The organism is Microbulbifer mixtoriginis (SeqCode) (assembly GCF_052468275.1).
On the sequence record NZ_CP174341.1, the window covers coordinates 1,097,783 to 1,112,125 of the forward strand.

13 protein-coding genes are annotated in these 14,343 nt (G+C 55.0%); 7 read left to right on the forward strand and 6 right to left on the reverse strand.

Annotated elements, in window-relative coordinates; translation table 11 throughout:
* Nucleotides 1–80: 80 nt before the first annotated feature.
* Nucleotides 81–587: an RNA pyrophosphohydrolase gene (locus ACJJIC_RS04935; RefSeq protein ID WP_252086035.1), complete on the reverse strand. Its 507-nt coding sequence runs from the start codon at nucleotides 585–587 to the stop codon at nucleotides 81–83.
* A 339-nt stretch (nucleotides 588–926) separates the two neighbouring features.
* On the opposite strand from ACJJIC_RS04935, the gene ACJJIC_RS04940 reads away from it, so the two are divergent.
* Together ACJJIC_RS04940 and ACJJIC_RS04945 are read left to right on the forward strand one after the other, a co-directional pair.
* A complete protein-coding gene (locus tag ACJJIC_RS04940; protein ID WP_445356545.1) occupies nucleotides 927–1,592 on the forward strand; it encodes a histidinol-phosphatase in 666 nt (221 codons plus the stop codon).
* A 58-nt stretch (nucleotides 1,593–1,650) separates the two neighbouring features.
* On the forward strand, nucleotides 1,651–2,832 hold the full coding sequence (locus ACJJIC_RS04945) for an imelysin family protein (protein WP_445356546.1): 1,182 nt from the start codon (nucleotides 1,651–1,653) through the stop codon (nucleotides 2,830–2,832).
* A gap of 54 nt (nucleotides 2,833–2,886) precedes the next feature.
* Here ACJJIC_RS04945 and mepK read toward each other — a convergent pair whose 3' ends face one another.
* From mepK to ACJJIC_RS04970, 5 genes are all read right to left on the reverse strand, one after another.
* On the reverse strand, nucleotides 2,887–3,420 hold the full coding sequence (gene mepK, locus ACJJIC_RS04950; RefSeq protein ID WP_252083581.1) for a peptidoglycan L,D-endopeptidase MepK: 534 nt from the start codon (nucleotides 3,418–3,420) through the stop codon (nucleotides 2,887–2,889).
* A gap of 319 nt (nucleotides 3,421–3,739) precedes the next feature.
* Nucleotides 3,740–4,900 carry a L,D-transpeptidase family protein gene (locus ACJJIC_RS04955; protein WP_445356547.1) on the reverse strand — a complete coding sequence of 387 codons (1,161 nt, stop codon included), beginning with the start codon at nucleotides 4,898–4,900 and terminating at the stop codon, nucleotides 3,740–3,742.
* Between the two features lie 27 nt (nucleotides 4,901–4,927).
* Nucleotides 4,928–6,166 (reverse strand): L,D-transpeptidase family protein, encoded by a 1,239-nt coding sequence (locus tag ACJJIC_RS04960; RefSeq protein WP_445356548.1) that lies wholly within the window; start codon nucleotides 6,164–6,166, stop codon nucleotides 4,928–4,930.
* 183 nt (nucleotides 6,167–6,349) lie between these two features.
* Nucleotides 6,350–8,305, reverse strand: coding sequence for a L,D-transpeptidase family protein (locus ACJJIC_RS04965; protein ID WP_444887395.1), 1,956 nt, complete (start codon nucleotides 8,303–8,305; stop codon nucleotides 6,350–6,352).
* A 447-nt stretch (nucleotides 8,306–8,752) separates the two neighbouring features.
* A complete protein-coding gene (locus ACJJIC_RS04970) occupies nucleotides 8,753–9,589 on the reverse strand; it encodes an NRDE family protein (protein WP_445356549.1) in 837 nt (278 codons plus the stop codon).
* A 95-nt stretch (nucleotides 9,590–9,684) separates the two neighbouring features.
* Here ACJJIC_RS04970 and lgt point away from each other — a divergent pair, with 95 nt between their 5' ends.
* The 5 genes from lgt (at nucleotide 9,685) to ACJJIC_RS04995 (ending at nucleotide 14,334) form a co-directional block, all read left to right on the forward strand.
* Nucleotides 9,685–10,533, forward strand: a complete 849-nt coding sequence (gene lgt, locus ACJJIC_RS04975) for a prolipoprotein diacylglyceryl transferase (RefSeq protein ID WP_252083576.1) — start codon at nucleotides 9,685–9,687, stop codon at nucleotides 10,531–10,533.
* Between the two features lie 6 nt (nucleotides 10,534–10,539).
* Nucleotides 10,540–11,373, forward strand: coding sequence for a thymidylate synthase (locus ACJJIC_RS04980; RefSeq protein ID WP_444882983.1), 834 nt, complete (start codon nucleotides 10,540–10,542; stop codon nucleotides 11,371–11,373).
* Nucleotides 11,374–11,387: 14 nt separating this feature from the next.
* A complete protein-coding gene (locus tag ACJJIC_RS04985) occupies nucleotides 11,388–11,897 on the forward strand; it encodes a dihydrofolate reductase (protein WP_444899642.1) in 510 nt (169 codons plus the stop codon).
* Nucleotides 11,898–12,184: 287 nt separating this feature from the next.
* Nucleotides 12,185–12,967 carry a DUF3450 domain-containing protein gene (locus ACJJIC_RS04990; RefSeq protein ID WP_252083573.1) on the forward strand — a complete coding sequence of 261 codons (783 nt, stop codon included), beginning with the start codon at nucleotides 12,185–12,187 and terminating at the stop codon, nucleotides 12,965–12,967.
* Nucleotides 12,964–14,334 carry a MotA/TolQ/ExbB proton channel family protein gene (locus ACJJIC_RS04995; protein ID WP_444882981.1) on the forward strand — a complete coding sequence of 457 codons (1,371 nt, stop codon included), beginning with the start codon at nucleotides 12,964–12,966 and terminating at the stop codon, nucleotides 14,332–14,334. The genes ACJJIC_RS04990 and ACJJIC_RS04995 overlap by 4 nt, the downstream gene beginning before the upstream one ends.
* The last annotated feature ends 9 nt before the right edge of the window (nucleotides 14,335–14,343 follow it).

Here is a 14,343-nt window from a genome sequence, read left to right on the forward strand (position 1 = left end):
CCTCGCCAGTCAACGGAGAATGAATTAGGCCCAGGAGAGCCTGGGCTTGGTGGTGCTGGAGCGCAGCTGATGCTGCGGAATTACTCGCCCCGCTCGCGCAACCAGCGCCTTTCCAGCTGAATTTGTTGTGGGGCCAGTTCGGCCAGCGCGCGCCGATAAACCTCGCGCTTGAAGGTCACCACTTTACTGAGTGGGTGCCAGTAGCTCACCCAGCGCCAGTGGTCAAATTCGGGCTTATAGCCGTTGTCGAAGCTGATGCAAGACTCTTCGGCTTCTAACTTCAGTAAGAACCACTTTTGTTTCTGGCCAATGCACAGGGGTTCAGAGCGCCGGCGGATCAGGCGCTGTGGCAGGCGATAGCGCAGCCAGCCGCGGGTGCAGGTGATAAGACTGACCTGATCGCGTGTAAGCCCTACTTCTTCGTATAGCTCCCTATATAGTGCCTGTTCGGGAGTTTCGCCCGGATTTATACCGCCCTGGGGAAATTGCCAGGCGTCCTTGCCACCTACCCGCCGAGCCCACAGTGCCTGACCGCGGGCATTCAGCACAATGATACCGACATTGGGGCGAAAGCCCTCTGAGTCTATATTGCTGCTGTTGTCGCCACCCTGTCCCCGGTTGCGATTGTTGCTACTGGGGTTGTCGCTGCGATTTGACTGCTTGGCAGGCTTACGGCGGTTTCTTCGCCCGGCAGGTGCCGGTTTGCCGTCGCCCAAAATACCGTCCTCAATACTTTTGTGTGCGGCCGTGCGCTGCACTTACTTGTCCCGCATTGTTCCACAGAGGTGGGTTTACAGCAATTCAGTGACGCAGTCCGTGTGATAGGGGCGAGTGCGCGGTAAAATCGACCGCCACTCTAGTGGTGGTTGCTTTACCCTGGCGGTGAAATAGCCTTTGCGAATCTATAGTTTACGGGGGAGTTGGCGATGCACTTGGCAATTTTTGATCTCGACAACACGCTGATCGGCGGAGACAGCGATCACGCCTGGGGTGAGTTTCTGGTGGAGCGCGAGCATGTGGATAGCGAACGCTATCGTTTGAGCAACGATCGCTTCTATCAGGACTACCAGCGGGGTGAGTTGGATATTTTTGCCTACCTGGAGTTTGCCTTGGAGCCGCTGTCACAAATTTCTCGGGGTCAACTGGAGAATCTGCAAAGTGAATTTATGCAGGAGGTGATCAGCGAGCTGTGGCTACCGGCAGCGCAAGAGCTAATCGGTGAACATCGTCGCAAGGGACACCACATCATGATTATTACCGCCACTAACCGCTTTGTGGTGGAGCCGATTTCCGCCCGCCTGGGGGTGGATACCCTGTTGGCGACTGAGCCTGAAGAGCACGAGGGCCACTTCACCGGCCGTGTCGTGGGAGAGCCCTGCTATCAGGCTGGCAAGGTGTTGCGCCTGCGCCAATGGCTGGCGCAAAACCCTGAATACGCGGGTAGGGAGAAATGGTTCTACAGCGATTCCATCAACGATTTGCCTCTGCTCACGGAAGTGGAGCATCCGGTGGCGGTCGACCCAGATGCCCAACTGCGAGCAGAGGCGCAAGTGCGTGGATGGCCAATTATCAGCTTGCGCGATCAGGGCTAAATGGCGATTTTGGCCAAGAGAAAAGTGCGACCTTGGAAAACATGAAAAGAGGAAGTGAGTGAACGGATATTGCCTTCGGTCTCTGGCCACAGCCCTATTGCTGGGAGTACTGGTTATCGTAGTTGGCTGCGAACAGCGAACCTCTCAGCCTTTAAAGGAACAGAAGCGTGCCCCAGAGGCCCAACAGGTTGATGAAAAGGTGGCCTCGGATCTCTCGCTGGCAATCTGGCAGGCGGGACAGGCTCAGGTATTGCACGCTCATGCCTCCGTGGAAACGTTGCGGAGAGCTGTCGATGCCTTGCTTGCCAAGCCCGATGAGGAGCAATTGGAGGAGGCCAGGCTCGCCTGGCTGGATGCGCACCGCGAGTTCGCAGCAACTTTGCCCTATATCCAACTGGCTTTTTCGCCCTCGGACCTGCGCAGTCAAGGGCGCAAGCTCTTATTGGCACTCGATAGCTGGCCCGCCCAGCCAGGTTATCTGGATACTGTGCCGGGTTATTCCGATAGCGGCATCGTCAACGACACCGCTATCGAACTGACTTTGACAAACCTACGCAAACAACATCGCCTCACTGCACACGAAGAGGCGAGCACCGGCTTTCACGCACTTGAGGTGATGCTCTGGGGCCCCACAAGTGAGCGCATGGCGGAAGACTTTGTGGCAGTTAGCGAAGGGGAGAGGCCGGAGGCTCTGGCGGCCAATCGTCGCCGTGAACTAACCAGCCTGATTGCCAAGGGGATTGAAGAAGATATGGCCGGGCTAGCACGTCGCTGGCCCACTTCGGCCAATAACCTATCCCGAGAGTACCTAGCCCTAGGACCGGTAGCGCGATTGCAGCAGATTCGCGCGGCACATACCCAGGTGATTGATGAGCAGCTTTTGCGCCGTCTCCCCGAGGGCTCGGAGAGTGATGTAGAAAGTGGCCGCGCGGCAGACTCGAAGCAGGCGCTACTGGCAATTATGGCGACCTTGCAGTCTAACTGGATCCCCTCCGGAGGTGGTGGTCTGGCCGAGGTACTTCTTGACCGTCATCAGGTCAATGCTTTGGAGGAGGCCTTTTCAGATTTTGAGGCCCTATTGTTAAAGATGGAGGATCCATTCGAGTTGGCAGAGCTTGGGCAGCTGGCCAAAGCGCGCAAGTTGCTGGAGCGGATGGCAGGTTTGATGACTGGTACCACAGAGGTGCCAGTATCAGAGAAGGATGTGATGCCGGTGTCTTTACCGGCCGTTGAGGGCTAAAGGAAATAAAAAACCCCGGCAATAGCCGGGGTTTTTTGTGAGATGCCTATAAGCTTACCAGCGACGTACAGGGCCTGTATCCACGTGCACGAAGTTACTCTTCGGGTAATAGCCGACACCACCTGCCTTTAGGTTCAGCGCCGCCTGCCTCAGTTTTGACAGGGGTACACCGGGCATGCGGATATCCAAGGCCATACCGCGGGTATGGTAGCTGCGCTTGGCCACGCCCCGACCCGCAGCGCGTAACTTCGCATTGGTCTTGGGCGAACGGTACCCGGAGATAATCTCGATGGTACCGGTGTAATTGAACTTTTCCTTCAGCTTATACACGATATCAAATAGTTTCGGGTCCATGCGGGTCACTTCGTTAGCTCGGTGGTCCCGCAGCAGCTTATTGAACTGTTTCAAACCACCGTTGCTGTAGTTTCCGTTGCTCCAGTAGGCGGCCTCCAGCTTCTCCCCTGTGTGCAGGTTGCGCATCTTCAGGGTGCGGGAGCTACCTACTTTCGCGAAAGTCGGTCCGGCGCTGACCGCCGCCGCAGTTGCGCAGGTCACTGCCAGGAATCGACGTCTGGATGGATTCTTCATAATTCCGCCTCGTCGTTAAATCTCTTCGGTGTGCCCTTGATTGAGCGCATCCGGGTACGGCGGAAAATGTACAAAAAATAACCATTTGTTACAAATTGTGACCTGCTAATTAGGAAATATTTGAAGGCTTTCGTTGGTAAATTTTTTTACGGATGCTACTCCCATTGCGTTCTCGTAGCTGCTGGCGGGAGAATTAGCATTAGAAACAGGAGACAGCGTTGTCATTCAGTGGGCATGCTTAAAAAATCATTTTTTTTGCGACTATTCAGTTTTTTCCTAAAGCAGGGGCACTTTTTTGGGGGGCGCCTGGGGCATTGACCTATTTATCCCTGTGATAAATATCCCGGCGGAATTGAGGGCGCCCTTCGGCGTCTATCCAAGCTGTCATATAAACGATAAAGAGTTTAGGGGCGGGTTTGATGGCTACTTTTAGAGGTTCGTCCCCGGTTGCGGCCTCGGCGATGCGGGTCCTGTCCCACCCCTGGGTTTCTAGCAGGTTATAGGCCAATTCCTCGGGTTGATGCAGGCGCACACAGCCGTGACTAAAAGCTCTATGGTGCTCTGTGAACAGGCTTTGCGCCTGGGTGTCGTGTAGGAATATGGCCTGCTTATTGGGAATAACGAACTTCACTTTACCTAGGGTGTTATCTGGCCCGCTGACCTGGCGCATGGTGGCGTGGCCACCTGCGGCCCTCTGCAAGCTTTCATCGGTGATCGGGGAAGTTTTGCCACCGCGATACTGGATGACCCGATAACCGCGGCGGTGCATGGCTGCAGGGTTGTGCCGTGCTTTGGGGAGTAACTCTGTGATGAGGATACTGCGCGGCACTGTCCAGGTGGGGTTGAATACCACACTGGTAATGCGGGTGTGTAAATTGGGTGTGCGGCTGCTGTTCTTGCCCACCACGGTTTTCATATCCAGCTTGATACGTCCATCTTCCACCAATTGCAGGCGGTAGTTGGGCACATTTACCAGCACATAGCGCCCTTCTTTCTGAGAGGGGAGCTTGTCCCAGCGCTGTGCATTTCTAACCATCTGTTCTGCTCTCTCGATGGGGGAAACCGACAGGGCCGTGAGGGTTTCTCCCTCGGCAACACCACTTGGCACCAAGCCGTGGCGGCGCTGGAAGCGCTCAAGTGCCGACTGCAATGCGCTGTCGAAACGCATAGGGTCCTTCTGTGGAGATGATACCGGGCCGGGTTGTCCACGATAATCGCCGTATAGTTCGAGCAGTTTTCGCAATTGCAGCACCCGCTCGTTCTTATCTCCGGCTTGCAGGGGGCCACCCTGGGGTATAGGGCGCCAATGTTTGGCTAGGTTTCTGTAATGCAGGGCTTCGCTGCGCAGTTGGTCTCCCATAAGGGCAATATCCAGAGCTGCAGCACCCTTGGAAGACTGGCCGCCGCTTATTGAGGCGGCCGAGGCAATGGCCACTGTCAGGAGAGCAGCTAACCCTAGATGGCGGGGATACCAAGCCATAGTGAACTCCCACCAGATTGATGATACTCAGCCACGATTGGCTCCTTTTCCGGCTTTGTCCCGTTGATAGATATCCGGGCGGAACTGCAGCTGGCCGTTTTCATCCACCCAGGCAGTCCAGTAGGCGATATATACCGGTAAAGGGTTTTTCAGCGCTACGCCATGGGTACGACCGCTCATCAGCGCTCGCTCAATGCGGGCGTTGTTCCAGCGATTTTGTTGGGCGAGCATCATGCGAGCAAATTTCAGGGGTTTTTCCAGGCGTATACAGCCGTGGCTGAAAGCGCGTTGAGATTTCTTGAACAGGTGCTTGCTGTTGGTATCGTGCAGGTAAATGGCGTGACGGTTAGGTATCACAAATTTGACCCGTCCCAGCGCATTTCCCGGTCCTCCTTTTTGCTGCAGGGTTACCTGGCCCCGGCGCACTGCAGCGACATTTCCACGAGTGAAAGGTACCGCCCGGCCGCGATGATTGATTAAGCGGTAGCCCTTGGCACTCAGCGTCGAGCTGCCCTTTGGCAGAAGCTCCCGTAAGGCGATATTGGGGGGGACTCGCCAAACTGGATTGAATTCCAGGCGTGTCATGCGCGTGGACAACTGTGGGGTCTTGTGCTTGGGCTTGCCCACCACCACTTTCATACGGAATTGCTCGCGCTCGTCGTCGATCAAGCGCAAGTTGAACTCGGGAACATTAACGACGATATAACGGGGCCCTAAATCCTTTGGGAGGTTTTCCCAGCGTTTAATATTGGCTGCCAGAATCCGAACCAGCTTATCCGGGTTAGTGTTGAGGCGACTGCGGGTGCGCTCATCCACCAGGGCATCCCCTTTTAGGCCGTGGCGGCGCTGGAATCGGCGCACAGCCTCTTGGAGGGGCTTGTCGTAGACGTCACCTGTAAGTGTTTCTTTGGAGCCTTTGCTGGGAAAATCCCTGGGGCGGAAATCGCCGTATAGCATTAACAAGCTGCGCAACTGAGCTACTCTCGGTCCCCGGCTTCCCGGAGTAATTGGCTGTCCGCCATCCAGGGGTTGCCAATGATCCCCCTCGGCCAGTGTCTGGTAGCGAGCCAGCTCCTCACTGAGGAGAGTGTACTGTCTGCCATAGGGGGAAAAGGGATCTCTCCCTGGCACAGGCAGATCAAGGTCTGCTCCTGCGCTCGCCAAGGACGGGGAGCTATCAATCCCCAGCACAAGGGCCAATATAAAAGCCATGGTGCCACTGTGGATTGATTTGCTCTGCAAGGAGGAGAGATAGCCAGCACCCATAAGTCACCCCAGTAAGCGAAATCGGATCAGAGAGACTGATCACCCTGCTCACATTGGTAACTTGTGACTCTTGAGCCCTAAATAATTTTGAGGAATGGATCGGGGCTATGCGCCGAGGAAAAAGACTATGGGGGGTTATTATTGGAGGCTAAGGGGCGGCCCCGAAGGCCGCCCCATACTTGCTCAAAATTGATTGTCGCTCAAGCCATCCTTGCGATAGATATCGGGGCGAAAATTCAGCCGGCCCTTTCCGTCCACCCAGGCAGTCCAGTAGGTGATATAGACCTTAACCAAGCGGACTAAGTCGACCTCGGTGGTTTTCTCTCCGACAGTGAGCTGGTCGATGCGCCACTGGTCCCAGTCCCCCTGAGGGCGCAGAAGAGCCTCAGCCAGGTGGCGGGGTTTTTCCAGGCGGATACAGCCGTGGCTGTAATCCCTGTCTGTGAGAGAGAAGAGAGTGCGGGCGCGAGTATCGTGCAGGTAAATATCGTGTTTATTGGGAATTTCGAATTTCACTCGCCCCAAAATATTTTCCTCTCCACCCATCTGGCGCATAAGGAAAGACCCAGCACCGGCGGCTGACAAGTTACTAGCGGTCAGCGGCAGGTGTTCCCCTCTGCCATTGACGACTCGGTAACCCATGTTCTCCATGCCCGCAGGATTCTTGCGTGCCTTGGGCAGAATTTCATTCACCAGGATACTGCGTGGCACTGTCCAGGTGGGGTTGAATACCACCTTGCTGACCCGGGTGGTGATCTCGGGAGTAGCGTGTTTCTTCTTGCCCACGACCACATTCATGGCCAGTTTTACCCGGTTGTTCTCCACATACTGGAGGCGGTACGCGGGTATATTCACCTGGATAAAGCGATCCCCAAGGCTGGCGGGAAGCTCTTCCCTGCGCAGGATATTCATCTCAACAATTTTTGCTCGCGCTGAGGGGGATAAGTTGAGTCGCTTGCGTGTGCCGCGGCCCACAATTCCGTCAGGCTTAAGGCCGTGGCGCTTCTGGAAGCGCAATAGCGCTTCATGCAGGCCCCGGTCAAAGCGGTTGGGGTCTCCTCCACCATAGCTATAGCGGCTCTGATAGTCCCCGTAGAGGGTGAGCAATTCTCTCAGGCGGGCCACATGGGGGTGGCGAGCACCCATCGTCATCACCGGCCCCGGAGGTATCGGGCGCCAGCGGCCACTGTCGGAGATTCTGCGCAGGCGTTCCAGCTCGTTTCGCAGGGCATAGACGTCGCTACCGTAAGGCGTGTTTTCTTCGAAATAGGGCCCCTCACTGTTTTCTGAGCGAGCTGCCCTGGTTCTTTCCTGGGGATGACTATTGCGGCCCTGATTGTAGTAAACCCTGCTGCCGCCCCTGGTCGCTCCAGAGGAACCACTGTCACTGGATGTGTTGTAGCGCGTGCGATAGCGACGAGTGTCGGAAGGCCTTGAAGAGCTGCGTTCGTTGTCAGTGTTGTAGTCGCGGGAGTAATAGCGACTGCGTGGTTTACTGCCGATCATGCGCGCCCGATCATAGCCGCGAAAGTACTTGCGTCCGCTGGGCTCGTTGGATGCCTGCTGTGGGGCATTGCCGAAGGCGACCATGCGAAATCCTTGGTGCTCCCGCAGAACCGGTGTAATTCCTCGGCGCGGACGGCTCTTGGGGGTGATTCTGTCGAGCTGGGTATCCTGTGCGTAAGAGACGAAGGCGTCTGTCAGCAGAATATCCAGTACAGCGGCCATTTGCAGGCGCTGGGGAGTGTCCCGCAAGGTGCGGTCGAAGTACCCCAGGTGGTAACGATAATCCACCATGCTGCTTGGATTGCCAGAGCTGGCAGCTGTTAGCTGCTTGAGGAGATCGTTGGCGCTGTCACTCAGGTTGTAATTATCAAACCACAGTAGACGATAATTAGTACGCTGGTAAATCCTGCGCACTGCCGCCGGGTTGAAAATGGGATCTTGGGCCGGCCATGCGTCAGGGTTTTCCTCCAGCCAGTGCACCAAATGTGGGCGTACTGCACTCTCCGGCAATACTGGCACCGTTTTCTGGTTAGCGGAAAAGGCGTAATAGAGGATGGAGACACAGAGACTGCCTAGCACCAGCAGGGGCAGTAGTGATTTGCGTTTGCGCTGCTCTGGGTTGAAGTAAGACATGGTACCTCAGCGATACTGCAGGGGCCCGGTGTTGTCTTGTGGATAATGCCGGACGCCAGATCGTTCATACCTTCCGAACCTATGGCGAGCCCATCCAGAGACTGTTAGGTGTCTAGCGTTGACTCGCACTTGTCATGCGTCCCGCGCGACGTCCTCTAATGTAAGACCACAATTGGCGTCACGCTTGCGCGAAACTCAACCAATCTCAGCCTGTGAAACTAAGTATGGCAATAAATGCGGAATTTGCTTGGCGTTTCTTTCCTCTGAGGATATGAGGCTTGGTAATCTGTGATGAAGGCACGCAAATCTTAGCCCTTACCGCGATATGGTTCTGTTATTGACAGAAATTTGTCTGCTATGGCTTCGGGGCTTGGGCGATTAGATACGGCCAATTTTTTCAATAACCCCTAAAAACCCTACAGATTTCAGGGGCTTGGGATAAAGGATTCAGGGGATGGAAAAGTGGCGAATGGGCCCATACGGATTGCCCTGGGAAAAGCTCTGTTCCCATAACTGGGTCTGGCCATCCCGGTGAACTGCTATGAGGGTGCTGGCACGAGTGCCATAGCCTTGCTGAGTGTCGCTTAAATCTTGCCCATCTGGCAGTTGATTCTTTCTCTGGGATATCTGCACAAATATTGGCGACAGGGCGCGCTCCATTGACAAACTCACGCCGGTATCTGGCAGCTCCGCATCTGCAGCAGAGGCCCTGTCCTGCAGAAGGTTGAGGGCCGGTTCAATAAAGTTCTCCCGGCCAATGGCGCCTTCAATTTGCCGTGTAATTTGTGCCAGCCCCGCCTTGCCCTTTTCCACCTTGGGCCAGGGAGCATCGGGTGCGCCATTGGAGATACCGTGTACTCCGGCAGAGAAAGCGAAGGGCTTATGCCTATTGCCCGCGCAGTAGAGGGGGGGAGCTTTATCCAGTGCGAATAGCAGCGCATTAAAGCCCCGATAGTGCTGTCCTTCGAGTTCCCCTGCGAACTGCTCGGGGGAATCATCGCCGGTTAGGAATTTATAAGGAATTTCCCCGCGAGATAGGACATTTTCGGGCTCTGCCCTTCCGGGCTCGCGGATATTGGTCACTGCGGCCACCCGCCGCGCAGAGATCCCTGCCCAGGTTCCGCCAGCCTGCAGGTCGCGCCCAGCGACTATTTGTCTCCCCTCTGGCCCATTCTTCCAGGGTTCGGCGGGGGCACTCTTCCTGACGTAAAATTCATCTCTATTAGCGATAAGTAGCAGCGGGTAGTCGGGATGGCAACGGTAGGCAAACAACAGTAGACACATAGTGTTTTCCTGAAGATGGGCTTTTAGCGCGCCTCTTTCGCTGGGGGGCGCTTTGCGACCATAATACGCTCTTCGCCAACAATCTCGATTCCCCCATGCTGACTTATCCAGAAATCAATCCGGTGGCCATTGCTATAGGCCCTTTAAAAGTACATTGGTACGGGCTGATGTACCTGTTCGGTTTCGTTGCTGCCTGGTGGTTGGCACTGCGGCGTAGCACTCGGCCCTGGTCTCCAGTTATTAAATCGGAAGTGGAGGACTTGATTCTCTACTGCGCTATCGGTGTGGTGGTCGGTGGGCGCCTCGGCTACATGTTCTTCTACAACTTGCCGCAGTTGATGGAGAATCCGCTCTCTCTGTTCAAAGTCTGGGAAGGGGGCATGAGTTTCCATGGTGGTCTGGTTGGCGTAATGTTAGCCACCGTCATTTATGCCCGAAAAATTGGCTCAACTTTCCCCGCGCTGATTGATTTTGTCGCCCCACTGGTACCTATCGGCCTGGGATTGGGGCGTCTGGGTAACTTTATCGGTCAGGAGCTCTGGGGCCGCCCAACAGAAGGGCCCTGGGGAATGGTCTTTCCCAAGGACCCGGAGCTGTTGGCCAGGCATCCGTCGCAGTTATACCAGGCCTTCCTGGAAGGGCTAGTGCTCTTCGCGGTGCTCTGGTGGTTCTCCAGCAAGCCGCGCCCGCGCCTCGCCGTTGGCGGTATGTTTGTGTTGCTCTACGGTATTTTCCGTTTCCTGGTGGAATTTGTCAGGGAGCCAGATGGTCATATCGGCTTCGACTTGTTCGGCTGGATGACTCGCGGCCAGCTTTTGAGTCTGCCGATGATTATTGCCGGTATCGCTCTATTGGTCTGGAGCTATCGTACCCAGCCGCTGCCCGAAGGGCGAGGCAAGGGTGGAAACAAAGAAAACCGTTCTCAAGTAAATGGCGGAGCCTAGTTAGAAATGAAGCAGTACCTCGATCTAATGCGCCATGTGCGCGAAAACGGCACAGTAAAAGGGGATCGTACCGGCACCGGGACCCTGAGCGTATTTGGCCACCAGATGCGCTTTAACTTGGCAGAGGGTTTCCCCTTAATCACTACAAAGAAGTGTCATTTGCGCTCCATCATTCACGAGCTGCTGTGGTTTTTGCAGGGAGACACCAACATTCGCTACCTGCAGGAAAACAAGGTGCGAATCTGGGATGAATGGGCTACCGAAGATGGGGATTTGGGGCCAGTTTACGGCCACCAGTGGCGCTCTTGGCCCACGCCTGATGGTCGTAAAATTGACCAGGTGGAAGAGCTGGTGCAGCAGTTGAAAACCCGTCCAGATTCCCGCCGTCTGATAATCAGTGCCTGGAATCCGGCGGACCTGCCCGATGAGGGCGTCTCCCCGGCAGAAAATGCCCGTGAAGGGCGCATGGCGCTCGCCCCTTGCCACGCCTTGTTCCAGTTTTATGTGGCGGATGGCAAGTTATCCTGCCAGTTGTACCAGCGCAGTGCGGATATCTTCCTTGGTGTGCCTTTCAATATTGCCTCCTACAGCTTGCTAACGTTGATGCTGGCTCAAGTGTGTAATCTTGAGCCAGGTGAGTTTATTCATACTTTTGGCGATGCCCACCTCTACTCCAATCATCTGGAGCAGGTTGATCTGCAGCTGCAACGGGAACCACACCCCCTACCGACAATGCACCTCAATCCGGATGTCAAAGACCTGTTCGCCTTCCGTTTCGAGGATTTCGATCTGCAGGATTACCAGGCGTATCCACATATTCCGGCTCCAGTTGCGGTTTGAATAGGAGAGACACTGTGGATACCCCGATTGCCTTAATCGCGGCTGTGGCCCGTAACGGTGCCATTGGCAGAGATAACGAGTTGCCCTGGCGTCTTTCTGGCGACCTGCAGTTCTTCAAGCGCACTACTATGGGCAAGCCTGTGGTGATGGGACGTAAGACCTTTGAGTCGATTGGCCGCCCGCTACCTGGACGTGTCAATATCGTGATTACCCGCAACCCTGATTGGCAGGCCGACGGTGTTGAGGTGGCAAGCACCTTGGAAGCCGCACTGGAACTTGGCGATAAGCACGCACAGGAAGCAGGGGCCAGCGAGCTGATGGTGATCGGCGGGGCACAGATTTATTGCCTCAGTATGCCCTATGCCGCGCGGCTCTATGTTACCGAAGTAGATGCTGAAGTGGCGGGAGATGCATTTTTTCCTGAAGTTAATGACTCATGGGTCGAAGTTGCACGAGAGTGTTACCCTGCTTGCGACAAGAATGAGTATAACTACGCATTAGTTCAGTACGACAGATTTAAATAAAAACAATTTGATTAAAAGTTGATCAATCTGTTAAATTCTGCGACAGCCAACACAGGGAAAAGCGCCGTCAATGTGTGCAAGCGACCCGGTCTTGTTACCCGGTTGTTACTTTGCTACCCACGCGGGCCGATGCTGGCAATCGGCATTTGAATAATCAAATCGGCTGTTTACAATGTGCGGCTCTTAGCTGTCTTCTAACCAATGTTTTTAAAACAAAAGGACACCGCGTTGTGGCAGCTATCTCATCGCGACCATGTTGTGAAATATTGAACCCACTGGGGGGTCTAATGAAAACCAAGCGATTCATGGCTGTGGCGCTGACCACTGCGCTGTCTGCCGGCGCGCTCTACGGCAGCGTAGCCACTGCGGATACTCTCGATAACGTACTCGCCGTCGGCCAGCAGAAAACCACTGCGGCCCAGGCATCGCAAAAACGCATCGACAAGATTGCCGAAGAAACCAGCAGCCTGCTGCAGGACTTCAAGGTGGTCAATAAAGAAATCGATGGTCTGCGAGTGTACAACCGTCAGCTGGAAAAGCAGCTGGCCAACCAGCTCGAAGTGATCAATGAGCTGGACGAGTCCATTGCCAACGTTACTGTAATCGAACGTCAGATCCAGCCGCTGATTTTGCGTATGCTGGACGGCCTGGAGCAGTTCATCGAACTGGACGCACCGTTCAAGCTGGACGAGCGTATGGCCAACCTCGAAGGCGTTAAGAACAATATGGATCGTTCCGATATTACTGTTGCGGAGAAATTCCGCCAGGTACTGGAGCTGTACAATTTCGAAGCGGAATACGCGCGTAAGATCGACACTTACGGCGATACCCTGAACGTAAATGGCCAAGAGCGCCAGGTGAACGTGCTGCAGATCGGCCGTATCGCCCTGCTGGCTCAGACCACCGACTCCTCGATCTCCCTCGCCTATGACAAAGGCCAGAAAGCCTGGGTTGAGATCGATGCTGGCGAATACCGCCGCGCTCTCATGAACGGTCTGAAAATCGCCAAGAAGCAGGCCACTATCGATATCATGACTATGCCGATCGCGGCTCCGGAGGCAGCGCAATGAAATCCTCTATCGCCAAACGCGTACTAGTTGCAGCAGCGGCTGGCCTGATCAGCTTCTCTGCTGTCGCCCAGGAAAAAGCAGCTTCTCTCGATGACCTGCTGAAAATGGTTCAACAATCCAAGGTTGCTGAATCCAAAGAGCACAAGCAGCGTGAAGCTGAGTTCCGTCGCCAAAAGGCCAATCAGCAATCTTTGCTGAAAAAGGCTAAAGACACTCGCACTGCAGAAGAAAAGCGCTCTGCTGAACTGGAAAAGAAATACCAGGAGCAGGAAGTTGCTGTAGATCAGAAACGCCAGCAATTGGACGAGCGCCTGGGCTCCCTGAAAGAGCTGTTCGGCCATATGTCTTCTACTGCGGCAGATCTGCGTGCGAATATCGGTTCCTCCCTGGTTTCCGCCCAGTACCCCAACCGTACCGAATTTATCGACGGTCTGCTGGCCAAGATGAACAGCGCTACCAAGCTGCCGACAATCGAGGAAATCGAGCGCCTGTGGTTTGAGGTTCAGCGCGAAACCGTGGAATCCGGCAAAGTAGTTAAGTTCAACGCTACCGTGATCAAGCCCAATGGTGAGCAGGTTCAGCAGGAAGTTGTCCGTGTTGGTAACTTCAACCTGGTTTCCAGCGGCAAATACCTGGAAATGAACGACGCCTACCAGCTGGCCGAGCTGATTCGCCAGCCAGATGCCAGCTTCCAGAAGATGGCGGAAGGTTTACAGGCCTCTACCGCAGGCTTCAGTGCTTTTGGTATCGACCCGACTGGTCCTACCGGCGGCTCCTACCTGAAAGCCATGATCAACAGCCCCGATATTGTTGAGCGTTGGCACCAGGGTGACATCGTTGGCTATATCATCACTGCCGTTGGTGTATTCGCCATGCTGTTGGCTATCTTCCGCCTGATCGTACTGACTGGCGTGAGCGCCAAGGTAAGTGCTCAGCTGCGCTCTTCTACCCCGAACACCAATAACCCGCTGGGTCGTGTATTGGCTGTTGCGGAAGAGAACAAAGGTGTCGACGGTGAAACTCTCGAGCTGAAGATGGAAGAGGCGGTCCTGAAAGAGCGTCCGGCCATCGAGTCCGGCCTCAACCTGCTGAAGATTATTGCCATGGTAGCTCCGCTGCTGGGTCTGTTGGGTACCGTTACCGGTATGATCGTAACCTTCCAGGCAATTACCATTTTTGGTGCTGGTGACCCCCGCGCAATGGCTGGTGGTATTTCCTCTGCCTTGATCACCACCGTTCTCGGTCTGTGTGTGGCTATCCCCACTGTACTGATGCACACCATTGTTAATGCTCGTGCTAAGCGCGTCCTGCATATTCTTGAAGAGCAGAGCGCTGGTATCGTGGCGGAAAACGCCGAGCGTAAATAAGAGGAGGCG

Coding starts and splice junctions, on each gene's coding strand:
- ACJJIC_RS04940 (WP_445356545.1), top strand. CDS start 927: ATGCACTTGGCAATTTTTGATCTCGACAACACGCTGATCGGCGGAGAC.
- mepK (WP_252083581.1), bottom strand. CDS start 3,420: ATGAAGAATCCATCCAGACGTCGATTCCTGGCAGTGACCTGCGCAACT.
- ACJJIC_RS04955 (WP_445356547.1), bottom strand. CDS start 4,900: ATGGCTTGGTATCCCCGCCATCTAGGGTTAGCTGCTCTCCTGACAGTG.
- ACJJIC_RS04960 (WP_445356548.1), bottom strand. CDS start 6,166: ATGGGTGCTGGCTATCTCTCCTCCTTGCAGAGCAAATCAATCCACAGT.
- ACJJIC_RS04965 (WP_444887395.1), bottom strand. CDS start 8,305: ATGTCTTACTTCAACCCAGAGCAGCGCAAACGCAAATCACTACTGCCC.
- ACJJIC_RS04970 (WP_445356549.1), bottom strand. CDS start 9,589: ATGTGTCTACTGTTGTTTGCCTACCGTTGCCATCCCGACTACCCGCTG.
- lgt (WP_252083576.1), top strand. CDS start 9,685: ATGCTGACTTATCCAGAAATCAATCCGGTGGCCATTGCTATAGGCCCT.
- ACJJIC_RS04980 (WP_444882983.1), top strand. CDS start 10,540: ATGAAGCAGTACCTCGATCTAATGCGCCATGTGCGCGAAAACGGCACA.
- ACJJIC_RS04990 (WP_252083573.1), top strand. CDS start 12,185: ATGAAAACCAAGCGATTCATGGCTGTGGCGCTGACCACTGCGCTGTCT.
- ACJJIC_RS04995 (WP_444882981.1), top strand. CDS start 12,964: ATGAAATCCTCTATCGCCAAACGCGTACTAGTTGCAGCAGCGGCTGGC.